This is a genomic window from Kribbella sp. CA-293567 (assembly GCF_027627575.1).
In the GTDB taxonomy this organism is placed as follows: Bacteria; Actinomycetota; Actinomycetes; order Propionibacteriales; family Kribbellaceae; genus Kribbella.
In genome coordinates this window covers 1,170,871-1,195,131 of sequence record NZ_CP114065.1, presented here as the reverse complement: position 1 = coordinate 1,195,131, position 24,261 = coordinate 1,170,871, and the positions used below count along the sequence as shown (strand labels likewise).

The following is a 24,261-nucleotide window of genomic DNA, read 5'->3' as shown; positions in this document are numbered from 1 at the left end:
CTCAGTCGCCCTTCTTGCCGCTGCGCTGGGAGAGCACGATCGCGCCGATCAGGGCGGCGAGCAGCAGCACCGAGAGCACCTCGAAGGGCAGCACCCAGATCCGGAACACCGCGTTCCCGACGGCCTCGGCGTCACCGGCCGGTACGGGATCGATCTTTTCGTTGCCAAAGGCAAGCACAACGCCGGTGCCCAGGACCAGCGCGAGGACCCCGGCGACGACGGCGGCGAACGGGCTGCGGCCGGTGGTCGACGCGGGCAGTGGGTTGGTCGGCGCCTTGGTGAGCATGAGCGCGAACAGCACCAGTACGACGATGGCGCCGACGTACACCAGGATCTGGACCAGCGCGACGAACTCCGCATGCAGTGCCCCGAAGCAGCCGGCGACGGCGCCGAGCGCGACCACCAGCCAGAGCGCGGCGTGCACGATCCGGCGGGACGTGACGACCATGACCGCCGACAGCAGCGCCACCGCCCCCGCGATGGAGAAGAGCGCAGTGGTCACCCCTCGCCCTCCGCGGCCGGCCCGGTGGTGGGCTCCGTGGCAGGCTCCGCGGCGGGCTCGATCACCGAGGGCCCCGGGTCGATCGGCTGGGGTGCGGGCACCGTCCACATCCAGTCCCGCAGCTTGTCCTTCTCGTGCGTGAGGTTGCGCAGCTCGGTCTCGGCGTACTCGAACTCCGGCGACCAGAACAGCGCGTCGAACGGGCAGGCCTCGATGCAGATCCCGCAGTACATGCAGAGGCTGAAGTCGATCGCGAACCGGTCCAGCACGTTCCGGCTGCGCTCGCGGGCCTGCTCACCGACCGACGGCGCGGTCTCGGTGTGCGAGTCGATGTAGATGCACCAGCTCGGGCACTCGCGCGCGCAGAGCATGCACGAGGTGCAGTTCTCCTCCATCAGCGCGATCACCCCCCGGGTGCGCGGCGCCAGCTCGGGCTGCACATCGGGGTACTGCTCGGTGACGGCTCGGCGGCCCAGCGTTTTGGCGGTGACCTTCAGGCCATCGATCAGACCCTTCCCTGGTACGGCCACGCCTCCTCCTCCGTCAGTCGGTTCTGCACGCTGACATTAACCGGTTTCGGCCGGTGACGACGCCACGAGGTGTCAGAGTCCGCGTTCCAGGCGTGCGGCGACCTGCCGGTAGCGGCTCACCGGGATCAGATGGACGCCTTGGAAGGCACCGCTGTCGCGGATCCTCAGGATCTGCTCGCAGGCTGCCTCGACCCCCGCATCCGGGTCCCGCTCGACCGCCTCGACCAGCGCGTCGGGGATGGTCAACTGCGGCAGCTTCGCCAGGTCTGCGGCCATCTTGGCACTCGCCAGCACCATCACACCGGCGTACACGGGGATATTGAGCGCGACGCTGTCCCGCCATCGGAGCAGCTCGTCGTGGTCGTAGCTGACCTGGACGAACAGGAAGTCGGCCTCGGCCTTCCACGCCGGCACTGAGCGCAGCCGCGTAGTCGCGCCGACCTGGAACGGCTCAACCCCGGGAAAGCTCGTCGCACGAGTCTCCTCGATCATCGTGCGCACGGTCAGCTGGCTCGTCCGCGCCCCTTCGGTCGGGTCGTCGCCGTGCACGAACAGGAACTGCTCCACGCCGTACGCCGCCGCCGTCAACAGGTCTCGTCGGAAGCCGAGCAGGTTGCGGTCCCGGGAGTTCAGGCAGGCGATGCCCCGGGCGCCCATCGCCTGGACCTCGTTGGCGACGGCAACGCTCGAGACGGTCGCCCTGCCGATGTGGTTGTCCGGGATCAGGAACGCGTCCGCGATCGGGCTCAGCACTCCGATCTGGTGCCGGACCTTCTTCAGTTCCGGCCGCGTCGGCGGCTCTACCTCACATACCAGTTCGAATCCGTCGGTCATGGGACGGGAGCTTAGATGGCGTGCAGAAGGACAGGCAGTAGTCGCGGTGCGGCGATCATTCCGGCTGATCGTGAGCGTGGGCAGGCCAGAACAGGGCGACTACTGCCTGTCCTTGTGTTCGAGAGCCAGGGCTGGGCGGGCTCAGAGGGTTTGCAGGCTGCGGTGGAGGAAGTCGCGTTCGGCGGTGTTGGTGGTCAGTTCCAGGGCCGATCGGTACGCCGCGGCTGCTTCCTCGCGGCGGTCGAGGCGTTTGAGGAGTTCCGCGCGGATGGCGTGGAAGAGGTAGTAGCTGCCCAGGTCGAGGTCGTCGACCAGGGCGAGGGCGGCTGCGGGGCCTTCGACCTCGCCGACGGCGACCGCGCGGTTGAGGGCGACGACCGGGCTCGGTTCGAGGGCGAGCAGGTGGTCGTAGAGCTGGACGAGCTGACGCCAGTCGGTGTCCGCGGCGGTCGGGGCATCGCTGTGGACCGCGTTCATGGCGGCTTGCAGCTGGTACGGGCCGGGGTGGTTGCGGCGGAGGCAGCGGCGTACGAGGTCCTGGCCTTCGGCGACCAGCGAGCGGTCCCAGAGGTCGCGGTTCTGGTCGGCCAGCAGGATCAGTGCGCCGTCCGCGGCGACTCGTGCGGGACGCCGCGATTCCTGGAGGAGCATCAGGGCGAGGAGGCCGAGGGCTTCGGGTTCGTCGGGCATCAGTTCGGCCAGCAGGCGGCCGAGGCGGATCGCCTCCTGGCAGAGCTCTGTGCGGATCAGGTCGTCGCCCGACGAGGCGGTGTAGCCCTCGTTGAAGATCAGGTAGACGACGGCGAGGACGCCGCGGACGCGCTCGGGCAGATCCGCCTCGTAGGGCACGCGGTACGGGATGCCGGCGGTGCGGATCTTGGCCTTGGCGCGGACGATTCGCTGCGCCATCGTCGCCTCCGGCACCAGGAACGCGCGGGCGATCTCGGGAGTGGTGAGACCGCCGAGCAGCCGCAGGGTGAGCGCGACCCGGACGTTGAGCGCGAGGGCAGGGTGGCAGCAGGTGAAGATCAGCCGAAGCCGGTCGTCGCGCACGGCACCCTCCTCCACTGGCTCGTCCTGGGCGTGCAGCAGGGCCGCTTGGGCCTGCTTGTCCTCGCGGGAGGACTCGCGGCGCAGCCGGTCGATCGCGCGGTTGCGGGCCGTCGTGATGATCCAGCCGGCCGGGCTCGGTGGGAGCCCGGCGGCCGGCCACTTCGCGGTCGCGGTCAGGAACGCTTCCTGCACCGCGTCCTCGGCGATGTCGAGATCCCCGAACACCCGGGCCAGCACGGCGACCGCCCGCCCGTACTCCGCCCGGAACACGGCCGCCACCTCGCTCGGCGACACCACCGGTACGCCGCCCGGCGGCAGCTCCTCCGGCGGCGCACCTCCCGGTGGCATTCCTCCCGGTGGTATTCCTCCTGGCAGCGCCCCTCCCGGCGGCAGCGCGGCCGGCGGCAGCCCTTCCGGTAGCGCCCCTCCCGGCGGCAGCCCGTCCGGCCGCGCCCCGTCCGCCGGCACAAGGTGCTCGGGGTGCTCGGGGTGCTCGGTCATTCGGCCAAAGGTCTGACCTCGACCGACAACGCCCGCAGGGCGACCGCGAGTTTGCGCGCCCAGCCGAGGGCTTCGTCGAGATCCGCGGCCCGGACGACGGTGAAGCCGCCGAGGTGTTCCTTGCCCTCGGTGAAGGGCCCGTCGGTCAGCAGCACCTCGCCGCCGTCGGCGCGCAGTACGGTCGCCGACTCCGCCGGGTGCAGCCCGGCGCTGAACACCCACGCCCCGGCGGCGCGCAGTTCGTCGTTCCAGACCGCGAGGTCCTTCATGATCGGCTCGAGGAACTCGGGCGAGGGTGCCGGTCCGTCGGGCTGGTAGATGCTGAGCAGATAGTTCTTCATCGTGCCTCCTTTACCTCCTACACGAAGGAGATCGGCCTCGATCGACAGGCCACTCAGAAAAAGACGATGACGCCGACACCGGTGAGCGCGAGCTGCAGCAGCGCCACCGGCACCAGCGCCTGCCAGGCCAGCTTCTGGAGCTGGTCGGCGCGCAGCCGCGGGAAGGCGACCCGCACCCAGATGACCAGCAGCGAGACCGCCGCCACCTTCAGGACGGTCCAGATCCAGCCGATGCTGTCCGGACCGGGCCCGCTCCAGCCACCGAGGTACAGGACCGTGGTGAGCCCGGCCAGGATCACGATTCCGGCGTACTCCGCGAGCAGGAACAGCGCGAACCGGAGCCCGGTGTACTCCGTGTAGGGCCCGAAGATCACCTCGGAGTCGGCCACCGGCATGTCGAACGGCGGCCGCTGCAGCTCGGCCAGACCGGCGATGAAGAAGACCACCATGCCGGGGAGCTGCCAGAGCAACCACCACGGGCTCCAGGCGCCGACGATGCCCGTCAGGCTGAGAGTGCCGGCGGCGACCGCGACACTCGCCGCGGCCAGCACGAACGGCAACTCGTAGCTCATCAGCTGGGCCGCGACCCGGAGGCCACCGAGCAGGCTGTACTTGTTGCCGCTGGCCCAGCCGGCCATCAGCGAGCCGAGTACGCCGACGCTCATCACCGCGAGCACGAAGAACAGCCCGGAGTCGAGGTCGGCGCCGACGATGCCCGGGGCGATCGGGATCGCCGCCATGGCCGCCATGTACGGCAGGATCGCGACGATCGGCGCCCACTCGAAGACGCGCTTGTCGGCGGCCGCGGGCGTGACGCTCTCCTTCTGGACGAACTTCACGCCGTCGGCGACCAGTTGCGCCCAGCCGTGGAAGGCCCCGGCGTACATCGGCCCGAGCCGCGACTGCATGTGCGCCATCACCTTGTGCTCGGCCTGACCGACCACCAAGGGCGCGACCAGGAACGCGGCCAGCACCCCTACGACGCGCACCACGAACTCGAGCATGAGGGCACCCTATCGACTCCGGCTTGACCTGAACCATCGTTGAGGTCCCAGGGTGTGGAGAAACGCCGAGCCAAGGAGTTGTTCACCTCATGACCACAGTCCTCGTCACCGGAGCCACCGGACGCGTCGGGCGCCACGTAGTACAGGGCCTGCTGGACGCCGGAGTGAGCGTGCGGGCGCTGGTCCGCGATCCTTCGCAGGCCGGGTTGCCGCCGGACGTGGAGCTGGCGGCGGGCGACCTGTACGACCCGGCGTCCGTCGAACGAGCCGCCACCGGGACCGATGCAGCCTTCCTGCTGTGGCCGTCGTTCAGTGCTGAGGGTGCGGAGCAGACCGTGTCTGCTCTGACTCGGCAGGTCTCGCGCGTGGTCTACCTGTCGTCGTTGAACGTCAGCGATGAGGACCCCGCCGCGAGCGGCGTGTGGGGCGAGGTCGAGGTGCTGCTGGCCGGCGCGGACTGGACGTTCCTGCGACCGGGCGGTTTCATGGCGAACACGCTGGAGTGGGCGGACGAACTCCGCCTCGGCGACGTCGTACGGATGCCGTCGCCTGGTGCCGGCCGGTCGTTGATCCACGAGCGCGACATCGCCGCGGTCGCCGTACTGGCGTTGCTGGACGACAAGCATGTCGGCCAGAAGTACTCGCTGACCGGCCCAGAGGTACTGACGCAGTCGGAGCAGGTCGCCGCCCTGAGTCACGCGATCGGCAAGCCGGTACGAGTCGAAGAGCAGACCCCGGACGAGGCACGGCAGGTCATGCTCGCCCAGGGCGCCGACCCCAGCTTCATCGACGGCGCACTGGCCTACTGGCACTCACTCATCGACTCCCCCGAGCCAGTCACCACCACAGTCGAGTCACTCCTCAACCGCCCACCGCTCACCTTCCGCACCTGGGCAGCAGAACACGCCAACACCTTCCGGCCGTCACAGCGGTTTGAGTAGCCAGCCGCCGAGGTCGTGGCGGCCGGCGGCGAGGGCTGCGGTGCGGGCGCCGTGGTTGTCGGCGTGGACGGCGCCTAGGAGGATGTGCGACTGGCGTGGGAGGGACTGGGCCAGTAGTGGCGCCAGGTGGCGGCCCAGGCCTTGGCCACGGAAGGACTTCGTGAGCAGGACGTCCAGTACTACGTAGCTAGGCAGCCCGAGGGTGTCGTCGCTGTCGGTGCAGGCGGCTGAGTAGCCGGCCCAGGCGCCGTTCATGGTGATGTCGAAGAGAGGAGCCCTTGGTCCGCCGAGTCTTGGAGGCTCTCCAAGCTGGCCAGTGAGGCCTGCTCGGAGTGGGCGGGGTGGTCACGGTCCACTGCCGCATAGGCCGCCAGCGCCTCGTCGTAGTGGTCGACCGTGGCTGCAGGGGTCAACGCAAGACCACCCGGTACGCCGTACGGCTGCAGGTCGGCGATCGGAGCGCCCAGAAAGCGGCGGTCGCGTTGCGTACCTGGGAAAGCGTCGATCGGCTCGGAACTCCACAGCCGGACGTACCGCGGCCTGTGGACCCGATAGATCTCCATCGCGGCAGCGGCCAGGCCCGACAGGTCGCGGGGCTCGAGTGGGCGGCTCAGCGGGGAGGCGTCCACGAAAGGCTTGGTGACGTCGAGACCTTCGAAGCGCATGCTCAGCATGGCGTGCAGGTCGTTGCCGACCAGCACCCAGTGGTTGAGCATCGCGTCCACCGGCGTACCGGGAGCCAGCCGCTCGATCCGCGACTCGGCGATCGATCGGTCCTGGGCCAGCAGGACGTCCAGGCCCGCATGCTGTTCGGTCAGCAACTCCAGCCGGGTCTCGTCGTCCACCCACTGCCGGGTCAGCGGATGCTGGCGTTCGAGCGTGTACGCCGCGAGCTCCGCCGCACTGGGGATCACTCGGCCGCTGGCTTCTTCGCCGCTTGTTTCGCTGCTCGCCGCGGTCGCGCGGGGGTGGCCGCGGTGAGGGCGGGAGCCAGCGGATCGGGGTCGGGAGAACCAGGTGGGCGCGGCCCCCAGGACTCGGGGTCGGGCACGCCCGGCGGCAGCGTACGGCGACGGCTCGGCGCGCCTGCCTTGGGTGCGTGGTCGGCGGACTCGCCCGGCTCCTTGGCCCCGGGCCACGGCTTGGCGATCCGCGACGCGAGCACGAACTCCTTGCGCAGCGGGTTTCCCTCGAACCCGTCCGGCAGCAGCAACGGCACCAGGTTGGGGTGGCCGTCGAAGGTGATGCCGAACATCTCGAAGGTCTCGCGCTCGTGCCAGTTCGCACCGGCGTACAGGTCGGAGAGGGTGGCCAGCGACGGCGCGGCGCGAGGGATCAGCGTCCGGACGATCAGGTGGTCGACGTGCGCGCCGCCCCAGAAGTCGGCCAGGTGGGTGACCACCCGGAACCCGTCGGCGAGCTCGTCGCTCGCGGTCAGGAAGTCGAAGAAGGTCAGGCCGACCACGTCCCGCAGTACCTCGTGGGCGCTGGTCCACGACTCCGCCGGTACGTCGATCGTCCGCGGCCCGAAGGTGTCGATCCTGGTCCCGGTGATCCCGGCCTCGGTCAGCGCGCCGAGGACGTCGTCGCTCACTCCTGCGCTCCGGGCGGCGCGACCAGACCGCGGGTCAGCGCCTGCGGCGACGGCTCATACCGGCTGGTGACGTTCTCGCCGGCGATCTTCTCCTGCAGCTTGAGGATGCCCTGCAGCAACGCCTCCGGCCGCGGCGGGCAGCCCGGCACGTAGACGTCGACCGGGATGATCTGGTCGACGCCCTTGGTGACGCAGTACGAGTCCCAGTACGGTCCGCCGGAGTTCGAGCAGGAGCCGAAGGAGATCACGTACTTCGGCTCCGGCATCTGGTCGTAGAGCCGCTTGATCGCGGGCGCCATCTTGTCGGTCACCGTGCCCGACACCACCATCAGGTCGGCCTGCCGCGGCCCGGGCGCGAACGGGATCACGCCGAGCCGGATGAAGTCGTGCCGTCCCATCGACGCCGCGATGAACTCGATCGCGCAGCAGGCCAGGCCGAAGTTGAAGACCCAGAGCGAGTACTTGCGGCCCCAGTTCAGCAGGTACCGCACCGGCTCGGGCGCGAGCTTCGCCAGCGTGCCCACAACCGGTCGCACGGTCGGCGTCGGCAGGTGAACGGGACTGTCAGGCATACAGGTCAGCCTAGTCCGACAATCTCTTCCGCGAAGATCTCCGGGTATTCCAGTGGCCCGTAGTGGCCGACGCCGTCGACAGTGCGCAGCCGGACGTCGCTGAAGAAGTCGTCCAGCCGGTCCGACCAGGCACGCGGGAACAGCGGATCGAACTCCGGCCACAACACCACAGTCGGTACGCCGATCCGGTCGTACGACGCGGGCGCCGTCTCCGCAGCCGAAGTCGCCACCGAGCCCGCACCGGCCCGGTACCAGTTGATCGAGGCCGTGAAAGCGCCAGGAGCCGAGTAGACCTCCACCAGGTGCTCCAGCTCCGGCACGAAGCCCGGCCCCGACCAGTGCGTCCAGAAGTGCTGCAGGTAAGCCCTGACCGCCTCCGGCTGCCCGTCGACCAGTTGCTCGATCACCGGCAGCTTGTGGAAGGCCTGGTACCAGAACTCCGCCTGCGCCCGCTCAGAGAACACCCGCTTACCGATCCCCGGCAGCGGCGGCGCGACCACAAGCCCGTCCACCAGGTCCGGGTGACTCCGCGCGATGCCTTGCGCGATCCGGCTGCCGATGTCGTAGCCGGCCAGCACCGGCCGCTCCAGCCCGAGCTCCTCCATCAGTGCCAGCACACTCCGCGCCTGCCCCGCCACCCCGTACTGCGCTGCTGGGTCGGCCACGTGCTTGTCCGACTCCCCGAACCCGCGCAGATCCGGTACGACGACCTCGTGCCCCTGCTCCACCAGCAGTGGCGCCAGTCGCCGGTAGTCGGTCCGATCGCCGGGCCAGCCGTGCAGCAGCACCACAGCCGGGCCCTCCCCCGCGTGGTCGTAGGCCAGCGAGAATCCGTCGACAGCTGCACTGTTCGGCATGGACCCATCATGAGGGCCCGGTCAAACCCTCGCTTGACCGCGACCAGCCGGCGACCTACCGTGAATTGGACAGGACTGGACAGGTTCATTTCGGTGGGGAGCGCGGATGGCTGATCAGCTGCGGGTCGACGCTGTCGAAGGCAGGAAGGCGTTCTCGATCGAGAGCGCGGGCCTGGACGTCATCGCCGACACCGACCGCAAGGGCACTCCGCGACAACTGTTCTGGCCGTGGTTCGGCGCGAACGTCTCGGTGCTCGGGCTCAGCTACGGCGCCTTCGCGCTCGGCTTCGGCATCTCGTTCTGGCAGGCGGTGATCGCCGGCGTCCTGGGCATCGTCTTCTCGTTCCTGCTCTGCGGGCTGATCTCCCTGGCCGGGAAGCGCGGATCGGCCCCCACCCTGGTGCTCAGCCGCGCGGCGTTCGGGGTCCGTGGCAACAAACTCCCGTCGCTGGTGTCCTGGCTGCTGACCGTCGGCTGGGAGACCGTGCTGACGATCCTCGCGACGCTCGCCACGGCGACCGTGTTCGAACGGCTCGGCTGGGGCGGTGGCGCGATCACCAAGGTGATCGCGCTGGTCGTGGTCGGCACCCTGATCGTCGTCTGCGGCGTGCTCGGCTTCGACCTGATCATGCGGGCCCAGACGGTGATCACGATCGTCACCGGCGTGTTGACCGTCGTCTACATCGCGCTGGTCGCCGACCAGGTGCACTGGAGCGCAGTCAGCGCGCTGCCGAGCGGTTCGAGCCAGGCGGTCCTCGGTGCGCTGGTGTTCCTGATGACCGGCTTCGGCCTCGGCTGGGTGAACGCCGCCGCCGACTACTCCCGCTACCTTCCCCGGACGGCGTCCAGCCGCGGCGTGGTCGGCTGGACGACGTTCGGCTCCTCGATCGCGCCGGTCGTCCTGCTGGTCTTCGGCCTCCTGCTCGCCGGCTCCTCCCCTGACCTGAGCACCGCGATCGCCGCCGACCCGATCGGCGCGCTGGCCGAGGCGTTGCCGACCTGGTTCCTGGTGCCGTTCGTGATCGTGGCGGTGCTCGGCCTGGTGGGCGGCGCCGTCCTGGACATCTACTCGTCCGGCCTCGCGCTGCTCTCGATCGGACTGCCGGCACCGCGGTACGTCGCAGCCTTCATCGACGGTCTGGTGATGATCGCCGGGACGATCTACGTGGTGTTCTTCTCCAGCGACAGCTTCCTGTCCCAGTTCCAGGGCTTCCTGATCACGCTCGGCGTCCCGGTGGCGGCCTGGTGCGGCATCATGCTCGCCGATATCGCGGCTCGCCGGCGTGACTACGCCGACGCGGAACTCTTCGACCGCCGCGGCCGGTACGGCGACATCCAGTGGTTGCCGATAGCAACCATGGTGGCCGCGACCGCGATCGGCTGGGGTCTGGTCACCAACAGTCTGGCGAGCTGGCTGACCTGGCAGGGCTACCTGCTCGGGCCGCTCGGCCTGGGCGGCAAAGAAGGGGCCTGGGCGTTCGCCAACCTCGGCGTACTCTTCGCGCTGGTGCTGGGATTCGTGGTCCAGTACTTCGCCGGCCGGTCGCGCGTGCGGGCCCAGGAGGTGCCGGTCTGATGGCACCGGTACTGGCCCTGATCGATCTGCAGCGGATCTTCGCCGAGCCCGAGAGCGGCTGGGCGACACCGGACTTCGAGCGGGTGGTCAAGCCGACCCAGGAGCTGCTCGAACTGATCCCCACCGCCGTCTTCACCCGTTTCGTCGCGCCTGCGGAACCGGCCGGATCCTGGATCCCGTACTACCAGCAGTGGCCGTTCGCGTTGCAGCCGCCGGACTCCTACGCCTATCAACTGGTGGAGGAGTTCCAGGGAGTGCCGACACTCGACAAGACGACCTTCGGCAAGTGGGGACCGGAGCTGGCCGAGGTGGTCGGTCCCGGTGGGCACCTGGTGCTGTCGGGCGTGACCACCGACTGCTGCGTGCTGACGACAGCATTGGCGGCCGCCGACGCCGGCGTACGGGTGCAGGTGGTGGCTGACGCGTGTGCGGGGGTCGACGAGGCGACTCATCACAAGGCGCTGGACATCATGCGGTTGTACGCGCCGATGCTCGAGGTCGTCACGGTCGGCACCATCCGTGAGCAACAGGCCGGAGAGCGGCACCAGTGATCCGTGGGGTGAATCTCAAGCACGAGCGGATCGCGTCCATCCTGGCGCGGGAGATCCGCTCCGGCCGGGTCGGGCACGGTGACCAGCTGCCCGGCGAGGTGGAGCTGGCGAAGCGGTTCTCGGTCAGCCGGAACACGGTCCGCTCCGCACTGGCGGTGCTGAACGAGGACGGGCTGATCACCACCCGGACCGGCAAAGGGTCGTTTGTCCTGTTCGACGGGCGGCCGCTGGACGACCGGCTCGGCTGGACCCACGCATTGGCGCAGCAAGGTGTGGAGACGCGAGTCCAGCTGCTGCGGCTGGCCCACGAACAGGACCACGAACTGGCTGATCGGCTGGGCCTCGACTCCCCCGACGTGATCGTGATCCAGCGCCTGCGGGTGATCGTGGGCGGCGAAGCGATCTCGCTCGAGCGCAGCTGCGTCCCGGCCCTGGAGGCACTGCGCGACCTGCCCGAACGCGGCCTGGACGAGAACTCGATCACCGCCACCCTGAGCCGTGCAGGCCTGCACCTCGATCACGGCGAGCAACGCCTCCGCGGCCGCCCCCTCGACCCCGAGGAGGCGATCCTGCTGGACCGCCCGGAAGGCACGTGGTTCCTGCACACCCGCCGGGTCAGCTTCACCCCCGACCACCGCTTCGCCGAGCAGGTGGACAGCCTGCTGGACCCCACGCACTTCGAGCTCAACCTCAACTACACCGGACACTCCACATGACCCCGCGACCGGACAGCGCCTCCGGCGCCGGCGGGAGGGGCGGGGAGCACGCCTCCGCCCCTGGGGCGAGCGGCTCCGCCGCCAGTTCCCGCGCCGCGGGCGCGCTCTATGGGCTGGCCATTGGCGATGCACTCGGGATGCCGACCCAGTCGTTGCCCAGGGCACTCATCATCGAGCGGTACGGCGAGGTACTGGACGGTTTCCACCCGGCACCGGAGGACCAGCCACTGGCGGCGGGGATGCCGGCCGGGGCGATCACCGACGACACCGAGCAGGCCCTGCTGCTGGCGCGGCTGGTGGTCTCGTCGGGTGGAGAAGTGGACGGACGGGAGCTGGCCCACAAGCTGGTCGAGTGGGAGGACGGGATGCGGGCGCGTGGGTCGCTCGACCTGCTCGGTCCTTCCACCAAGCGAGCCATCGAAGAACTCCTGCAGGGTAAGGACATCGGCGAGACCGGCCGCTACGGCACCACCAACGGTGCCGCGATGCGCGTCACGCCGGTCGGTATCGCCACACCCTCCACCGATCTCGACCTGCTGCTCGACCGCGTGGTCGCTGCGAGTGCGGTCACCCACAACACCGGCCTCGCGCTGTCGGCCGCGGCGGCCGTTGCGGCAGCGGTGAGCGCCGGCATCGACGGCGCGACGGTCGCCGAAGCGACCCGGCTCGCGATCCACGCGGCAGGCGAGGCCTCGAAGCGCGGCCACTGGGTGGCCGGTGCGGATCTCGCGACCCGCATCGCCTGGGCCACCACCCTGATCGACACGGCGCCTGGCACTACCCCTCCTCGGCCGGGCGCCGTGTCTGCACTTCTCTCCGACCTGGTCGGCACCAGCCTGGCCAGCCAGGAATCCGTACCGGCCGCGTTCGCCGTCCTCGCCGCCTTCCCCGGCGACCCGTGGCCGGCCGTCCGCCTGGCCGCGTCGGTCGGCGGTGACACCGACACGATCGCCGCGATCGCCGGGGCGATCGCGGGCGCCTGCCACGGCCTCGACGGCTTCCCCACCGACGCTCGCGCGACCGTTGCCAGAGTCAACGGACTGCGTCTCGAGGAACTCGCCGGGCAGCTGCTGGAGGTCCGTTCCGGATGAGGCTCCTGCACCTCGGCAACGTCGTGATCGACCTGGTCCTCACCGTCGACGAGCTCCCGCCGCGCGGCGGCGACGCATTCGCCTCCAGCACCACGGCGACGACCGGCGGCGGCTTCAACGTGATGGCCGCGGCCGTCCGCCAAGGCCTCCCCACCCTGTACGCCGGCGCGCACGGCACCGGCCCCTTCGGCACCCAGGCCCGTGAGGCGCTCACCGAAGCCGGGATCAAGTGGCTGCACCCCGCAAGGGAGGACCTGGACACCGGCTTCGCCGTCACCCTCGTCGACGCCACCGGCGAACGCACCTTCGTCACCAGCCGCGGCGCCGAGGCGACTCTCACCGGCGACGAACTCCCCGAGCCCGGCGATGAGGACCTCGTCTACCTCTCCGGGTACAGCCTGTTGCACGACTCCAACCGAGCCGCCTTGCTCCCCTGGCTCGCCAAGCTGCCCGATGACGTCGAGGTCTTCTTCGACCCCGGACCGCTCGTCGCCGAGATCCCCGAGCACGCACTGGAGGCGGTGCTCGCCAGGGTCGACTGGTGGAGCTCGAACTCCGCCGAGGCCACTCTGCTGACCGGCCTGGCCGATCCCGGGGACGCAGCGCGCGCAGTACGCGGGAGGACTCTGCGAGCCGACGTGCTCGTCCGTACCGGGCCGGCGGGCTGTGTGCTCGCAGTACGGGGTCAGGAGGTCAAGCGGATCGATGGGTTCGCAGTACGGGCTGTGGATCTCAACGGAGCTGGTGACGCCCATGCCGGGGCATTCCTGGCCGGGATTGCTCAAGGCAAAGACCCCGTCGAGGCGGCCCGCCGGGCCAACGGGGCCGCGGCCTTGGCGGTCACCCGGCGAGGACCGGCCACTGGGCCCACCAAGGATGAGCTGGAGACCTATCTAAGGGGTCTCCAGGCACCGCATAGGGAGTAGTACACCGATCCCTTCCTGCCAGTACGGCCGAGACCCCCTCCCGGGGTCTCGGCCGTACTGCTGTCCGGGACGTCTTAGTGCCGCGGCGGAGTACCTAGTACGCGCCTGAGGGCCCTAGGTAGGGACTAGTACCGATGTGCCGGCCCTCCTCAGAAGAGCAGATTGGAGCCATCGACAAGGAGTCGGTGAAACACCAGCCAGGAGGCACCCAGATGTTCACGAACGACTCGGTCAAGGCAGAGGTCACCTACCGCAGGGAGCGGCTCACCCGCGACTACCGCAGGTCCGCCCGCAAGCCGTCGACCCGCCGCAGCATCGTCCACCTGTTCACCAAGAACGTCTGAAGGGAGGCACACCATGTTCATCACCCCCCAGTCCGTGCAGGCAGAGACCAGCTACCGGCAGGAGCGGATCAAGCGCGAGTTCAGCCGGACCCGCCGGGAGCGCCCGGAGCAGGCGGCCAAGCCTGAGCCGCGGCATGCTCGCCGCGCTCTGCGCCCCACCACGGCCGCATGACGGCCGTCGCCGCCGTCCCCGATCGGATCACCCCGGTCGGGGACGGCTTTTCTCTCGGTCCGGACCAGGTTTCCCGGCCATCGGCCGGAGATCGGACGGGATGCCGTCGATTTGTGTCGGCGCCAGGGGCGAAGATGGACGACGTGCCCTGGACCTCGACACCTCTCGTCGGCCGCTCGACCGAGCTGGCCGCCCTGCTCAGCGCCGTGGACGAGGCGAAGACCCGCCGCGCCGGGGCGATCCTGCTGTCCGGTGACGCCGGGGTCGGCAAGACCCGGATGCTCGACGAGGTGGCGACCGGCGCGCACGAGCGCGGGTTCGGCGTACTGGTCGGGCACTGCACCGACTTCGGCGACGCCGGCCTGCCGTACCTGCCGTTCACCGAGATCTTCGGCCGGCTCGCCGAGGAGCGGCCGGAGGTGGTCGAGAGCGTGCTGACCAACTTCCCGGCGATCGGCCGGCTGCTGCCGACCCACCGGCTGATCGGCGCGCAGGCCGTTCCGCAGGAGGGCCAGCTGGATCGCGCCGCGCTGTTCGACGCCGTACTGGGGGCCTTCACCGCACTGTCGACCAGCGAACCGCTGGTGGTGATCATCGAGGACACCCACTGGGCCGACGACTCCAGCCGCGACCTGATCGGCTTCCTGATCACCCGGCTGACCTCGCAGCGGCTCGCGCTGGTCGTGTCCTACCGCAGCGACGACCTGCACCGCCGGCACCCGTTGCGGCGGCCGATCGCCGAGTGGTCCCGCAATCCGCGCGTACGCCGAGTCAGCCTGCTCCCGCTGGACGCCACCGACTCCCGGACGCTGCTGACCGCGCTGCTCACCCAGCCGTTGCCGGAGGCGGAGGAGCTGCGGATCCTCGACCGTGCCGGCGGCAACGCGTTCTTCACCGAAGAGCTGGTCGCCGCCGCGTCGATGGGTGACGCCGACGCGGTGCCGCCCGACCTGGCCGACCTGTTGCTCGTCCGGCTCGACCCACTGTCCGATGACGCCCGTCAGGTCGCCCGGGTCATCGCGGTGGCCGGCCGGCGCGTTCCGCACACCCTGCTGACCGCTGTGGCCGGGCTGCCCGACCGGGAGCTGGATGCCGCGCTGCGCGAGCTGATCGACGCGCACATCATCGAGCACCCGGGCAACGCGAGCTACTACTTCCGGCATGCACTGCTGGCCGAGGCCGTCTACGACGACCTGTTGCCGGGCGAGCGTGTGCGGCAGCATGCGGCGTACGCGAAGGCGCTGAAGGACCAGACCGTCGCCGGTACCGCGGCGGAGCTGGCCGGGCACGCGACCAGGTCCCACGACCTGGCGACCGCCTTCGAAGCACGCGTGCGGGCCGGCCAGGAGGCGATCTCGGTGGCGGCGCCGCAGGAGGCGTTGAAGCACTACGAGATGGCGCTGGAGCTCTACCCGAACGCCGCAGCCGACGCGGCGATCGACAAGACCTGGCTGGTCGTCGAGACCGCGGCAGCGGCAGCGCTGTCCGCGCAGCAACTGCGGGCGCTCAAACTGCTGCGCAAGGCGCTGGCCGAGCTGCCGGCCGACGCGCCGCGACTGCAGCGGGCCCAGTTGCTGATGCCGCTGGCCGACATCGCCTTGATCATCGACCAGGACCAGGAAGCGAACGAGGCGATCTCGCAGGCACTGCGGCTGACCTCGGACGAGCCGGCCAGCGTGTTCAAGGCGCAGGTCGCGTCGATGTACGCGCGGGTCTCGGATGCGCTCGGTCGGCCGATGGAGGCGGAGCGCTGGGCGCACGAAGCGCTGCAGATCGCCCGGGAGGTGGGCCAGGAGTCCGCCGCGGGGGATGCCGGCATCACGCTCGCCCAGTTGCGGCGGCGGGCCGGCGACCCGGTGGCCGCGGCCAGGCAGCTGGAGGAGGCCGCGGTGCGGGCGCAGCTCGCCGGTGACCCGGCAGCCGAGGTTCGCAGCCGGTTCCTGCTGGGGTCGAACCACTACGAGATGGGTGACCTGGCCAGCGCCAAGACGGCCTTGCAGCATGCGTACCAGCGAGCGGGTGAGCTGGGGCGTCAGTGGGCGGCGTACGGGTTCGATGCGCGGCGGATGCTCGCGCTGACACAGTTCGTGATGGGCGAGTGGGACGACGCCGCCGCCACCGCCCAGTCCGACTCGATGACGCCCGCGGCAGCCGAGGCGGCGTTGCGCGGGGTCGGGCTGGCCGTGCGGGGTGGGCGCGGTGACACGTCGGTCGCCGCGGACATGGAGCGCCTGCGCAAGTGGTGGACGCTCGACATCATGCTGCCCGTCATCGGGCTGCAGCCTGCCGTCGACGCCTATCGCCAGCTCAACAAGCCGGCCGAGGCGGAGAAGCTGCTCGCCGACGTGACGGCGCTGTGCGCGGACGTCTTCCAGACCGACTGGTTCATGGCCCGGATCCGCTTCTCGACGCTGGGGTTGCAGGTGCTCTGCCAGCGCGTCGTCCACGAGCCGACCGCCGCCAAGGAGCTGGTCGCCCGTGGCGCCGAGCTGGTCTCGGCCGGGCAGACGACGGCCGAGAAGGGCATGCCGCCCGGCCGGGTGCTGGGGGTCGAGGGGATCGCGTGGCTGGCCAGACTGGAGGCGGAATGGGAGCGTCTCCGCTGGCTGGCCGACCTCGATCCCCCGACTCCGGCCGAGCACGTCGCCACCTGGCACCGCACGGTCGACGCCTTCGGGTACGGCGACGTCCATCAGCAGGCCTGGTCTCGGCTGCACTTCTCGGCGGCCCTGCGAGCAGCCGGCCGGGTGGCCGACGCCAACGAGCAGGTCGCACTGGCGACGGACACCGCTCGGGCGCTCGGCGCGAAGCCGTTGCTCGAGGAGCTGGGCGGAGCGGCCGGTGGAGCCGGCACCGGTCCGGCGACGCTCACGGCGCGCGAGACCGAAGTACTGGCTCTGCTGGCCGAGGGCCGGACGAACCGTCAACTGGCCCGGGAGCTCTACATCTCGGAGAAGACGGTCAGCGTCCACGTCTCCAACATCCTGGCCAAACTGGGCGTCCGCAGCCGGACCGAGGCTGCCGCGGTGGCCCGGCGGGACGGGCTGCTCGACTGAGCCGGGAGCCTGAAGTTCACCCAGCGTCGATTCTTGGTCACGTGAAGTATGTACCGAAGTGCCCTGCAGGTGTCATCCTCGACAGCGTTCGCACCGCCCCGCGACCTGCCGAAAAGAGCGAAGCATGAAAAAGCTGTCGCCCCCTGAATCCGCCCCCACCTCCTCACGCCGCCGGCGCCGCCTGCTGGGCATCGCCCTCGGGACCGCCGCGCTGATGGTCACTTCGGCCGCCGCCGCCTGGGCCGCCCCGCCGCCGCACCTGCCGCAGAACGCCGGTGGCTGGGAGTCGTCCTTCTCCCCGGCGTACGACTACGACGGCGACGGGTGCTACGCCACCCCGGCGATCGGCCCGGACGGCACCCTCAACGGTGGGCTGAACACCACCGGCGCCGTCAACGGCAACTGCCGCGACCAGTCCGACCTCGACAACTCCCAGACCTACGCCCGGTCGAAGTGCAACAACGGCTGGTGCGCGGTCGTCTACGCCAGCTACTTCGAGAAGGACCAGGCGGTCGCCGGCAGTGGTCTCGGCGGCCACCGCCACGACTTCGAGCATGTCATCTCGTGGATCAACCAGGCGGCCAACCAGGTCGAGTACGTGACCACGACCCAGCACAGCACCCGGGTGACCTATCCCCGCTCACAGGTCCGCTTCGACGGCTCGCACCCGAAGGTCGTCTACCACAAGGACGGCGCCAGCACGCACTTCTTCCGGCTGGCCAACTCCAACGACGAGCCGCCGGAGAACCACTACCACAACTGGCGCTATCCGCCGCTGGTCGACTGGAACGGCTGGCCCAGCACCGGCCTGCGCGACACCTTGATGAACGCCAACTTCGGTGCGGCCACCATCAAGATCACCGACAAGGACGACCGCTTCCGCAATCTGCTGAACGCCGCCAAGCCTGCCGCCATCCCCTTCGACCCCTGGGCCTGACACCTGCCGAGCACAGAAGTGGGCGCCCAGCCGCACTCTGGGGTCCGGGGCCAGGGGGGTAGGTGGCCCAGGAGCCGAGGTCGTGCGGGTGAGCGCCCACGATCACCGGGAGGCGCGCGCCACGATCAGTGGTGGCCGCGCGTCCGGTGCTGTGGATGGGCGGTCTGTGGGAACCAGAGCGGCCTGGCAGCCGGCCGGCGAACTGCTCTGACCGGCTCGCCGGGACGGATCAGATCGAGGTCCGGACGCTGTCTCGGAACGGGCTCGACGATGCGCTCGAAGACTTCCTGCGCCTGGCTGAGCTTCACCAGCAGCACTGCCGCGACTCCACTGGCTGCCGCCGCAATCAATACCCAGAGTTGCCAAGACATGCCCCACCGCCCCGTAATCGCCCCGTTCCCCCTGGTAATGACTGTAACTCCGATCTCGGTAAATGGCGACAGTTCAATCGCATACCGTTACAGAGCGAGGTTTCCGAACACGATAGTTGTCCGATGCAATGACCAACGGTGAGTAGGCAACAATCTCCGGCTGTCGCGTCAGGTGACTCTCGGTGACCGGATCAGGCCCGGTGCAGGACCCGGACCAGGTTCGTACCGAGCACCTTGCGGAGGACCGGGTCGGGCATCCCGCGCTTCTGCAGCGCCTCGGTGACCAGCGGCATCCCGGTCGGTCCCTCGAGCCCCGGGACCAGGATCGCGGTGTCCACGCCCTCGATCACCAGCGGCCGGTCGCAGGCCGGGATCTTCTCCGCGAACACCTCGTCGACGAAGTCGCTGCCGAGACCGACGTGGTCCTCCCCGGCCACGCTCACGACGTACTCGATGTGGTCGGCCAGGTGTTCGACGGTCGGCGCCGGGTCCCCGGTCAGGAAACCGGCGAAGAAGTTGACGCAGACCACCCCGCCGGTGGCCGCGATCCCGCGCAACTGCTCGTCGGTCAGGTTGCGGTGGTGCTCGCGCAGCGCGAAGGCGCTCGAGTGCGAGGCGACGACCGGCTTGGTCGCCAGCTCGAGGATGTGCTCGACCCCGCGCCGGCCGACGTGCGAGACGTCGATCAGTACGTCGAGCTCCTCCAGCGCCCCGACCGCCTCGACGCCGGCCTTCGTCAGCCTGCTGCCGGTCGCGTCCTCACCCGAGCCGTCGCCGAGCGCGCTGCGGCCGAAGTGCGTGAACGACGCCATCCGGACCCCGAGCCGCTCCAGGGTCTGGAACAGCTCGACGTCCTTGTCGATCTGCGGGCACCCCTCGAGCGCGAGCACCAGCGCGATCCGGCCGGCCGCGACCGTCTCGTCGATCTCCGCGCCGGTCCGGCACAGCGTCACCTGGTCGGCGTTGCCCTCGGCGATCCGGTGCGCGGCCTCGATCATCCGGAGCGTCTCCCGCAGCGCGCCCTCCGGCAGGAACTCGTGGTCGAGGAAGACCGGCAGCACCTGCACGTCGATCCCGCCGGCCCGCAGTTGCGGGATCCAGCGGTCGCGGAAGTACTCGACCCAGCTCTCCTTGGGTCGCCGCGCGACCAGCATCAGCAGGTCGTTGTGCGCGTCGGCCACTACCGCGTCGCCGTGCAGATCCGTCATCGGTGCCCCTCAGGTGTCGGCTGTGCCGCCACGCTATAACGTCGCCGCTCCCGCAGAGCGAGCCGGCGAAGGGGATCAGGTCCAGCTGAGGACGCCCTTGCGGTAGGCGTAGAGCAGGCCGACCGTGACGAAGGCCAGGAACACGAACATCTCGATCAGGCTGGCCACCCCGACCGAGGCGAAGACAGTCGCCCAGGGGAAGAGATAGACCGCGTCCACGGCGAAGATCACGTAGAGGTAGGCGAAGAGGTAGTAGCGGATGTGGACCTGGGCCCAGCCTTCACCGACCGGGTCCACCCCGGACTCGTAGGTCTTCAGCTTGTCCGGGGTCGAGTAGGTGATCGTCAGCGCCTTGTTCAGCGCGAACGCACCCAGCAGTCCGAGCAGGCCGAGGACGACGATCGCGCCGATGACGCCGTAGGTCTGCACGGGGTCAAGACTAATTGGTGCAGAGCAGCAGCGCGTCGACGGCGACGATCGGGCCGTAGCCGGATTTCAGGTCGGCGACCTGCAGGCGGAGCCTGGTGACACCGAGGATGTCCCGGTTCAGCCAGGTCTCGGTCTCCTGCTTCATGTCCGTCGTGCCGACCACCTTGGCGCCGTTCAGCAGGGACGCCCGGATCGTGCCGTCGGTGATGTTGCCCAGCCACGTGCGCACCCAGCGGCAACCGGTGGTGTCGACGTCGCCCCAGACCAGCCCGGCCCTGTCGGCCAGCAACTCGGCCTCGGCCCGCCGCGGACCCTCACTCGCCGGTACGACGTTGAACTGCGGGTGCCCCTTGCCGCCGGCGGCCAGCACCGGCTTCTTGAAGATCCCGCGGTAGACGTAGTGCGAGAAGCTGATCATCGGCGAGACGGCCGCGGCGTACGGCGCCTGCGCGCCGATCGACAACCGGTACGTCTTCACCGATCCGGGCACTGTCGGCGGGATCGTGATGCTCGTACCGGCCGTGACGCCGTGGCCGATCTCCTCCCACTTGCGCCCGCTCGACGACCAGCGCTGCAGCGACACCCGCGACCTGGCCGCGGGCGCCGGCGTGATCTGCCCGACCACGGTCAGCACGCCCTTGGTCGCGTCGGTGGTCCTGATGCTGGTGATCTTCACGGTCCGGACCGGAGTCGTCGCGACCGCGGCCGGTACGGCTTTCGCGTCCTGCACCGACAGGGCGCTCTCGGCCGGGGCCGGAGTAGCGGCGCAGCCGGCGAGAGGCACTACCGCGGCGGCCAACAGGGCAAAGAACGGGCGAACGCCCATTGGAACTCCCTCGAGCCCGAGTGGCACCCGGGATAGATCACAGCCAGATGAAGACACCTTGCCGGACCTGACTGCAGTTGGCAAGCGAACGACTGCTCTCAGTCACCCCGGCCGGTTCGCGCGTCAAGTCGGTCCAGGCTGTGGACCATGCCGTCGTGTCCGTGGTTCCGTTCGTACGGCGACCTAAGATTGAGGTACCGCCCGACCGCGGGGGATCGGCCTGTCTTCGCCAGAGGACGGCCGGCCCAAGCTCTGACTTGGAGATGACAGACCAGTGACGATCGAGGTCAAGCAGCTCGACCGCGTGGTGATCCGTTTCGCCGGTGACTCCGGCGACGGGATGCAGCTCACCGGGGACCGTTTCACCGCGGAGACCGCATCGTTCGGCAACGACCTGTCGACGCTGCCCAACTTCCCGGCCGAGATCCGGGCCCCTGCCGGCACCCTGCCGGGGGTCTCGTCGTTCCAGCTGCACTTCGCCGACCACGACATCCTCACCCCCGGCGACGCGCCCGACGTCCTGATCGCGATGAACCCGGCGGCCCTGAAGGCGAACCTGCCCGAGGTCCCGCGCGGCGCCACCCTGATCATCGACACCGCCGACTTCACCGCCCGCAACCTGAAGCGGATCGGCTACGACGAGAACCCGCTGGAGAACGGCGAGCTCGAGGCGTACCACGTGATCGGCCTGAATCTGACCGGTATGACGGTGGAGTCGGTGAAGGAGTTCGGGCTGTCCCGCAAGGACGCCTCCCGGGCCAAGAACATGTACGCCCTCGGTCTGGTCTCCTGGCTGTTCCAGCGGCCGGTCGAGTCGACGATCGAGTTCCTGCAGACCAAGTTCGCCGGCAAACCCGACATCCGCGACGCCAACATCGCCGCGTTCCGGGCCGGCTTCAACTTCGGCGAGACGGCCGAGGAGTTCTCCGTCCGGTACGAGGTGAAACCCGCCCGGATGGCGACCGGCACCTACCGCAACATCTCCGGCAACCTCGCGATGGCGTACGGCCTGGTGGCGGGCGCGTCGCGGACCGGTCTGCCGCTGGTGCTCGGCGCCTACCCGATCACGCCGGCCTCCGACGTCCTGCACGAGCTGTCCAAGCTGAAACGCTTCGACGTGACCACGATCCAGGCCGAGGACGAGATCGCCGCGGTCGGCGCCGCCCTGGGTGCGTCGTTCGGTGGCGCCCTCGGCGTGACGGTGTCGTCCGGGCCCGGGATCAGCCTGAAGTCCGAGACGATCGGTCTCGCGCTGATGCTGGAGCTGCCGCTGATCGTCTGCGACATCCAGCGGGCCGGCCCGTCGACCGGGATGCCGACCAAGACCGAGCAGGCCGACCTGCTGCAGGTGATGTTCGGCCGCAACGGCGAGTCGCCGCTGCCGGTGATCGCCGCCCAGTCCCCCGCCGACTGCTTCTCGATCGCGGTCGAGGCGGCCCGGATCGCGGTCACCTACCGAACTCCGGTGATGGTGCTCTCCGACGGCTACCTGGCCAACGGTTCCGAGCCCTGGCAGGTGCCGACGGTCGACGACCTGCCGACCATCGACCCGAACTTCACCACCGAGCCGAACGCGACCAACGACAAGGGCGAACCGGTCTACCTTCCCTACGTCCGCGACCCGGAGACCCTGGCGCGTGCCTGGGCGATCCCCGGTACGCCGGGCCTGGATCACCGCGTGGGCGGTCTCGAGAAGGAGGACAGGACCGGCAACATCTCCTACGACCCGGCGAACCACGATCTGATGATCCGCACCCGCCAGGCGAAGGTCGACGGCATCACCGTGCCGCCACTGGAGGTCGACGACCCCGACGGTACGGCGAAGGTGCTGGTGCTCGGCTGGGGCAGCACCTACGGCCCGATCGGGGCCGGCGTCCGCCGGGTCCGCAAGGTCGGCGGCAAGATCGCCCAGGCCCACCTGCGGCACCTGAACCCGTTCCCGGCGAACCTCGGCGAGGTGCTCGCGCGGTACGACAAGGTCCTGGTGCCGGAGATGAACCTCGGCCAGCTCGCGATGCTGCTGCGCGCGAAGTACCTGATCGACGTCGTCTCCTACGCGCAGGTCCGCGGCATGCCGCTGGGCGCCGCCGAACTGGCCGAGGTGATCGGCAACCTGGTCGAGGAGACCGAGGGGATCGACGACGACGCCCGCCATCTCGGCGAGGCCGCTGCCGCGCTGACCCACGGCGAGGCGCTGAAGGTTCAGCCGAACGGCATCCACCACCCGGAGGGAGCACTGTGAGCACCGTCGATCTCGGACTGCCGAGCCTGCCGGGCGGGCTGGCCGGCGTACCGGCTGCCACCGAACCGCAGAACCGCAAGGAGTACGTGTCGGACCAGGAGGTTCGCTGGTGCCCGGGGTGCGGCGACTACGCCGTACTGGCCGCGTTCCAGGGCTTCCTGCCCGAGCTGGGGATCAAGCGCGAGAACGTGGCGATGGTCTCGGGGATCGGCTGCTCGTCGCGCTTCCCGTACTACCTCTCGACGTACGGCATGCACTCGATCCATGGCCGCGCGCCGGCGATCGCGACCGGGCTCGCGGTGGCCCGGCCGGACCTGAGTGTCTGGGTGGTGACCGGTGACGGCGACGCGCTGTCGATCGGCGGCAACCACCTGATCCACACGCTGCGGCGCAACGTGAACCTGAAGATCCTGCTGTTCAACAACCGGATCTACGGCCTGACCAAGGGCCAGTACTCACCGACCTCCGAGCCGGGCAAGGTGACCAAGTCGACCCCGATGGGCTCGGTCGACAACCCCTTCAACCCGGTCTCGCTGGCGCTGGGCGCGGAGGCCACCTTCGTCGCCCGCACGGTCGACTCCGACCGCAAGCACCTCACCTCGGTACTGCGGGCCGCGGCCGAGCACCGCGGTACGGCGTTCGTGGAGATCTACCAGAACTGCCCGATCTTCAACGACAACGCCTTCGACGCGATCAAGAACCCGGAGACCAGGGACGACGCGATCATCCCGCTGGTGCACGGGGAACCGATCCGTTTCGGCACCGACGGCCATCTCGGCGTGGTCCGCGACGGCTTCGCGTCGCTGGCCGTCCGTGAGGTCGCGGAGCTGCCGGGCGGCGAGTCCGATCTGGTCATTCACGACGCGCACACCGAGGACCCGGCGTACGCGTTCGCGCTGTCCCGCCTGACCGACGGCGGCGTCCTGCACCAGGCCCCGATCGGCGTGTTCCGGGCGGTCGACCGTCCGGCGTACGACGATCAGGTCCGCCAGCAGGTGGCCACCTCCAAGGAGTCCCAGTCCGGTGGGGATCTGCAGTCCCTGATCAACGGCTCCGACACCTGGACGGTCGCCTAGGGCGTGTCTCC

The 24,261-nt window shown here is 69.7% G+C and carries 26 protein-coding genes and 1 pseudogene; 12 read left to right on the top strand and 15 right to left on the bottom strand.

Annotated features, from left to right (window positions below):
- Window position 1: 1 nt before the first annotated feature.
- The 6 genes and pseudogenes from OX958_RS05700 to OX958_RS05675 form a co-directional block, all read right to left on the bottom strand.
- Window positions 2-502: an NADH-quinone oxidoreductase subunit J family protein gene (locus OX958_RS05700; RefSeq protein ID WP_270136111.1), complete on the bottom strand. Its 501-nt coding sequence runs from the start codon at window positions 500-502 to the stop codon at window positions 2-4.
- A gap of 179 nt (window positions 503-681) precedes the next feature.
- A pseudogene (locus OX958_RS05695) lies at window positions 682-897 on the bottom strand (4Fe-4S binding protein); the annotation flags it as partial.
- Window positions 898-1,104: 207 nt separating this feature from the next.
- Window positions 1,105-1,866: a methylenetetrahydrofolate reductase gene (locus OX958_RS05690; RefSeq protein ID WP_270136110.1), complete on the bottom strand. Its 762-nt coding sequence runs from the start codon at window positions 1,864-1,866 to the stop codon at window positions 1,105-1,107.
- 141 nt (window positions 1,867-2,007) lie between these two features.
- Window positions 2,008-3,267: an RNA polymerase sigma factor gene (locus tag OX958_RS05685; RefSeq protein ID WP_270139004.1), complete on the bottom strand. Its 1,260-nt coding sequence runs from the start codon at window positions 3,265-3,267 to the stop codon at window positions 2,008-2,010.
- Window positions 3,268-3,416: 149 nt separating this feature from the next.
- The gene (locus tag OX958_RS05680) at window positions 3,417-3,761 is read right to left on the bottom strand and encodes a YciI family protein (protein WP_270136109.1); all 345 of its coding nucleotides are present in this window, start codon (window positions 3,759-3,761) and stop codon (window positions 3,417-3,419) included.
- A 53-nt stretch (window positions 3,762-3,814) separates the two neighbouring features.
- Entirely contained in the window at window positions 3,815-4,765 is a 951-nt protein-coding gene (locus tag OX958_RS05675) for a complex I subunit 1/NuoH family protein (RefSeq protein ID WP_270136108.1), read from the bottom strand.
- An 89-nt stretch (window positions 4,766-4,854) separates the two neighbouring features.
- On the opposite strand from OX958_RS05675, the gene OX958_RS05670 reads away from it, so the two are divergent.
- Window positions 4,855-5,706, top strand: a complete 852-nt coding sequence (locus OX958_RS05670) for an SDR family oxidoreductase (protein WP_270136107.1) — start codon at window positions 4,855-4,857, stop codon at window positions 5,704-5,706.
- On the opposite strand, the gene OX958_RS05665 is transcribed toward OX958_RS05670, so the two are convergent.
- The 5 genes from OX958_RS05665 to OX958_RS05645 are packed head-to-tail and all read right to left on the bottom strand — an operon-like array spanning window position 5,689 to window position 8,729.
- Window positions 5,689-5,961 (bottom strand): hypothetical protein, encoded by a 273-nt coding sequence (locus OX958_RS05665; protein ID WP_270136106.1) that lies wholly within the window; start codon window positions 5,959-5,961, stop codon window positions 5,689-5,691. The two genes, OX958_RS05670 and OX958_RS05665, sit on opposite strands and share 18 nt — an antisense overlap.
- The gene (locus OX958_RS05660; protein ID WP_270136105.1) at window positions 5,958-6,620 is read right to left on the bottom strand and encodes a hypothetical protein; all 663 of its coding nucleotides are present in this window, start codon (window positions 6,618-6,620) and stop codon (window positions 5,958-5,960) included. The genes OX958_RS05665 and OX958_RS05660 overlap by 4 nt, the downstream gene beginning before the upstream one ends.
- The gene (locus OX958_RS05655; RefSeq protein ID WP_270136104.1) at window positions 6,617-7,300 is read right to left on the bottom strand and encodes an NADH-quinone oxidoreductase subunit C; all 684 of its coding nucleotides are present in this window, start codon (window positions 7,298-7,300) and stop codon (window positions 6,617-6,619) included. Before OX958_RS05655 ends, OX958_RS05660 begins: the two co-directional genes overlap by 4 nt.
- Window positions 7,297-7,872 carry an NADH-quinone oxidoreductase subunit B gene (locus OX958_RS05650; protein WP_270136103.1) on the bottom strand — a complete coding sequence of 192 codons (576 nt, stop codon included), beginning with the start codon at window positions 7,870-7,872 and terminating at the stop codon, window positions 7,297-7,299. The genes OX958_RS05655 and OX958_RS05650 overlap by 4 nt, the downstream gene beginning before the upstream one ends.
- Window positions 7,873-7,877: 5 nt before the next feature.
- The gene (locus OX958_RS05645; protein ID WP_270136102.1) at window positions 7,878-8,729 is read right to left on the bottom strand and encodes an alpha/beta fold hydrolase; all 852 of its coding nucleotides are present in this window, start codon (window positions 8,727-8,729) and stop codon (window positions 7,878-7,880) included.
- Between the two features lie 106 nt (window positions 8,730-8,835).
- On the opposite strand from OX958_RS05645, the gene OX958_RS05640 reads away from it, so the two are divergent.
- The 9 genes from OX958_RS05640 to OX958_RS05600 all read left to right on the top strand — a co-directional run bounded on the left by OX958_RS05640 (window position 8,836) and on the right by OX958_RS05600 (window position 18,098).
- Complete coding sequence (locus tag OX958_RS05640; RefSeq protein WP_270136101.1) at window positions 8,836-10,305, top strand: purine-cytosine permease family protein; 1,470 nt, start codon at window positions 8,836-8,838, stop codon at window positions 10,303-10,305.
- Window positions 10,305-10,856, top strand: coding sequence for a cysteine hydrolase family protein (locus tag OX958_RS05635; RefSeq protein WP_270136100.1), 552 nt, complete (start codon window positions 10,305-10,307; stop codon window positions 10,854-10,856). The genes OX958_RS05640 and OX958_RS05635 overlap by 1 nt, the downstream gene beginning before the upstream one ends.
- A gap of 8 nt (window positions 10,857-10,864) precedes the next feature.
- On the top strand, window positions 10,865-11,572 hold the full coding sequence (locus OX958_RS05630) for a GntR family transcriptional regulator (protein WP_270136099.1): 708 nt from the start codon (window positions 10,865-10,867) through the stop codon (window positions 11,570-11,572).
- A complete protein-coding gene (locus OX958_RS05625) occupies window positions 11,569-12,663 on the top strand; it encodes an ADP-ribosylglycohydrolase family protein (RefSeq protein WP_270136098.1) in 1,095 nt (364 codons plus the stop codon). The genes OX958_RS05630 and OX958_RS05625 overlap by 4 nt, the downstream gene beginning before the upstream one ends.
- Complete coding sequence (locus OX958_RS05620; RefSeq protein WP_270136097.1) at window positions 12,660-13,589, top strand: PfkB family carbohydrate kinase; 930 nt, start codon at window positions 12,660-12,662, stop codon at window positions 13,587-13,589. Before OX958_RS05625 ends, OX958_RS05620 begins: the two co-directional genes overlap by 4 nt.
- A 212-nt stretch (window positions 13,590-13,801) precedes the next feature.
- Window positions 13,802-13,933, top strand: a complete 132-nt coding sequence (locus OX958_RS05615) for a hypothetical protein (protein ID WP_270136096.1) — start codon at window positions 13,802-13,804, stop codon at window positions 13,931-13,933.
- A 13-nt stretch (window positions 13,934-13,946) separates the two neighbouring features.
- On the top strand, window positions 13,947-14,105 hold the full coding sequence (locus OX958_RS05610) for a hypothetical protein (protein ID WP_270136095.1): 159 nt from the start codon (window positions 13,947-13,949) through the stop codon (window positions 14,103-14,105).
- Window positions 14,106-14,239: 134 nt separating this feature from the next.
- Window positions 14,240-17,161, top strand: coding sequence for a helix-turn-helix transcriptional regulator (locus tag OX958_RS05605; protein ID WP_270136094.1), 2,922 nt, complete (start codon window positions 14,240-14,242; stop codon window positions 17,159-17,161).
- Window positions 17,162-17,285: 124 nt separating this feature from the next.
- Window positions 17,286-18,098, top strand: a complete 813-nt coding sequence (locus tag OX958_RS05600; protein ID WP_270136093.1) for an NPP1 family protein — start codon at window positions 17,286-17,288, stop codon at window positions 18,096-18,098.
- Window positions 18,099-18,223: 125 nt separating this feature from the next.
- Here OX958_RS05600 and OX958_RS05595 read toward each other — a convergent pair whose 3' ends face one another.
- From OX958_RS05595 to OX958_RS05580, 4 genes are all read right to left on the bottom strand, one after another.
- Window positions 18,224-18,415: a hypothetical protein gene (locus tag OX958_RS05595; RefSeq protein WP_270136092.1), complete on the bottom strand. Its 192-nt coding sequence runs from the start codon at window positions 18,413-18,415 to the stop codon at window positions 18,224-18,226.
- A 245-nt stretch (window positions 18,416-18,660) separates the two neighbouring features.
- On the bottom strand, window positions 18,661-19,677 hold the full coding sequence (locus OX958_RS05590) for a dipeptidase (RefSeq protein WP_270136091.1): 1,017 nt from the start codon (window positions 19,675-19,677) through the stop codon (window positions 18,661-18,663).
- A 75-nt stretch (window positions 19,678-19,752) separates the two neighbouring features.
- The gene (locus tag OX958_RS05585; RefSeq protein WP_270136090.1) at window positions 19,753-20,106 is read right to left on the bottom strand and encodes an NADH-quinone oxidoreductase subunit A; all 354 of its coding nucleotides are present in this window, start codon (window positions 20,104-20,106) and stop codon (window positions 19,753-19,755) included.
- Between the two features lie 10 nt (window positions 20,107-20,116).
- Complete coding sequence (locus tag OX958_RS05580) at window positions 20,117-20,932, bottom strand: hypothetical protein (RefSeq protein ID WP_270136089.1); 816 nt, start codon at window positions 20,930-20,932, stop codon at window positions 20,117-20,119.
- Window positions 20,933-21,206: 274 nt separating this feature from the next.
- Here OX958_RS05580 and OX958_RS05575 point away from each other — a divergent pair, with 274 nt between their 5' ends.
- Both OX958_RS05575 and OX958_RS05570 read left to right on the top strand, forming a co-directional pair.
- Window positions 21,207-23,174: a 2-oxoacid:acceptor oxidoreductase subunit alpha gene (locus OX958_RS05575; RefSeq protein ID WP_270136088.1), complete on the top strand. Its 1,968-nt coding sequence runs from the start codon at window positions 21,207-21,209 to the stop codon at window positions 23,172-23,174.
- Complete coding sequence (locus OX958_RS05570) at window positions 23,171-24,250, top strand: 2-oxoacid:ferredoxin oxidoreductase subunit beta (protein ID WP_270136087.1); 1,080 nt, start codon at window positions 23,171-23,173, stop codon at window positions 24,248-24,250. The genes OX958_RS05575 and OX958_RS05570 overlap by 4 nt, the downstream gene beginning before the upstream one ends.
- Window positions 24,251-24,261: the final 11 nt, after the last annotated feature.

Excerpts from the sequence above, each read along its gene's own strand:
- OX958_RS05690 (WP_270136110.1), bottom strand. The coding sequence starts at position 1,866 with ATGACCGACGGATTCGAACTGGTATGTGAGGTAGAGCCGCCGACGCGG.
- OX958_RS05685 (WP_270139004.1), bottom strand. The coding sequence starts at position 3,267 with ATGCCACCGGGAGGTGCGCCGCCGGAGGAGCTGCCGCCGGGCGGCGTA.
- OX958_RS05680 (WP_270136109.1), bottom strand. The coding sequence starts at position 3,761 with ATGAAGAACTATCTGCTCAGCATCTACCAGCCCGACGGACCGGCACCC.
- OX958_RS05675 (WP_270136108.1), bottom strand. The coding sequence starts at position 4,765 with ATGCTCGAGTTCGTGGTGCGCGTCGTAGGGGTGCTGGCCGCGTTCCTG.
- OX958_RS05670 (WP_270136107.1), top strand. The coding sequence starts at position 4,855 with ATGACCACAGTCCTCGTCACCGGAGCCACCGGACGCGTCGGGCGCCAC.
- OX958_RS05665 (WP_270136106.1), bottom strand. The coding sequence starts at position 5,961 with ATGAACGGCGCCTGGGCCGGCTACTCAGCCGCCTGCACCGACAGCGAC.
- OX958_RS05650 (WP_270136103.1), bottom strand. The coding sequence starts at position 7,872 with ATGCCTGACAGTCCCGTTCACCTGCCGACGCCGACCGTGCGACCGGTT.
- OX958_RS05645 (WP_270136102.1), bottom strand. The coding sequence starts at position 8,729 with ATGCCGAACAGTGCAGCTGTCGACGGATTCTCGCTGGCCTACGACCAC.
- OX958_RS05640 (WP_270136101.1), top strand. The coding sequence starts at position 8,836 with ATGGCTGATCAGCTGCGGGTCGACGCTGTCGAAGGCAGGAAGGCGTTC.
- OX958_RS05635 (WP_270136100.1), top strand. The coding sequence starts at position 10,305 with ATGGCACCGGTACTGGCCCTGATCGATCTGCAGCGGATCTTCGCCGAG.
- OX958_RS05625 (WP_270136098.1), top strand. The coding sequence starts at position 11,569 with ATGACCCCGCGACCGGACAGCGCCTCCGGCGCCGGCGGGAGGGGCGGG.
- OX958_RS05620 (WP_270136097.1), top strand. The coding sequence starts at position 12,660 with ATGAGGCTCCTGCACCTCGGCAACGTCGTGATCGACCTGGTCCTCACC.
- OX958_RS05615 (WP_270136096.1), top strand. The coding sequence starts at position 13,802 with ATGTTCACGAACGACTCGGTCAAGGCAGAGGTCACCTACCGCAGGGAG.
- OX958_RS05610 (WP_270136095.1), top strand. The coding sequence starts at position 13,947 with ATGTTCATCACCCCCCAGTCCGTGCAGGCAGAGACCAGCTACCGGCAG.
- OX958_RS05605 (WP_270136094.1), top strand. The coding sequence starts at position 14,240 with ATGGACGACGTGCCCTGGACCTCGACACCTCTCGTCGGCCGCTCGACC.
- OX958_RS05600 (WP_270136093.1), top strand. The coding sequence starts at position 17,286 with ATGAAAAAGCTGTCGCCCCCTGAATCCGCCCCCACCTCCTCACGCCGC.
- OX958_RS05590 (WP_270136091.1), bottom strand. The coding sequence starts at position 19,677 with ATGACGGATCTGCACGGCGACGCGGTAGTGGCCGACGCGCACAACGAC.
- OX958_RS05580 (WP_270136089.1), bottom strand. The coding sequence starts at position 20,932 with ATGGGCGTTCGCCCGTTCTTTGCCCTGTTGGCCGCCGCGGTAGTGCCT.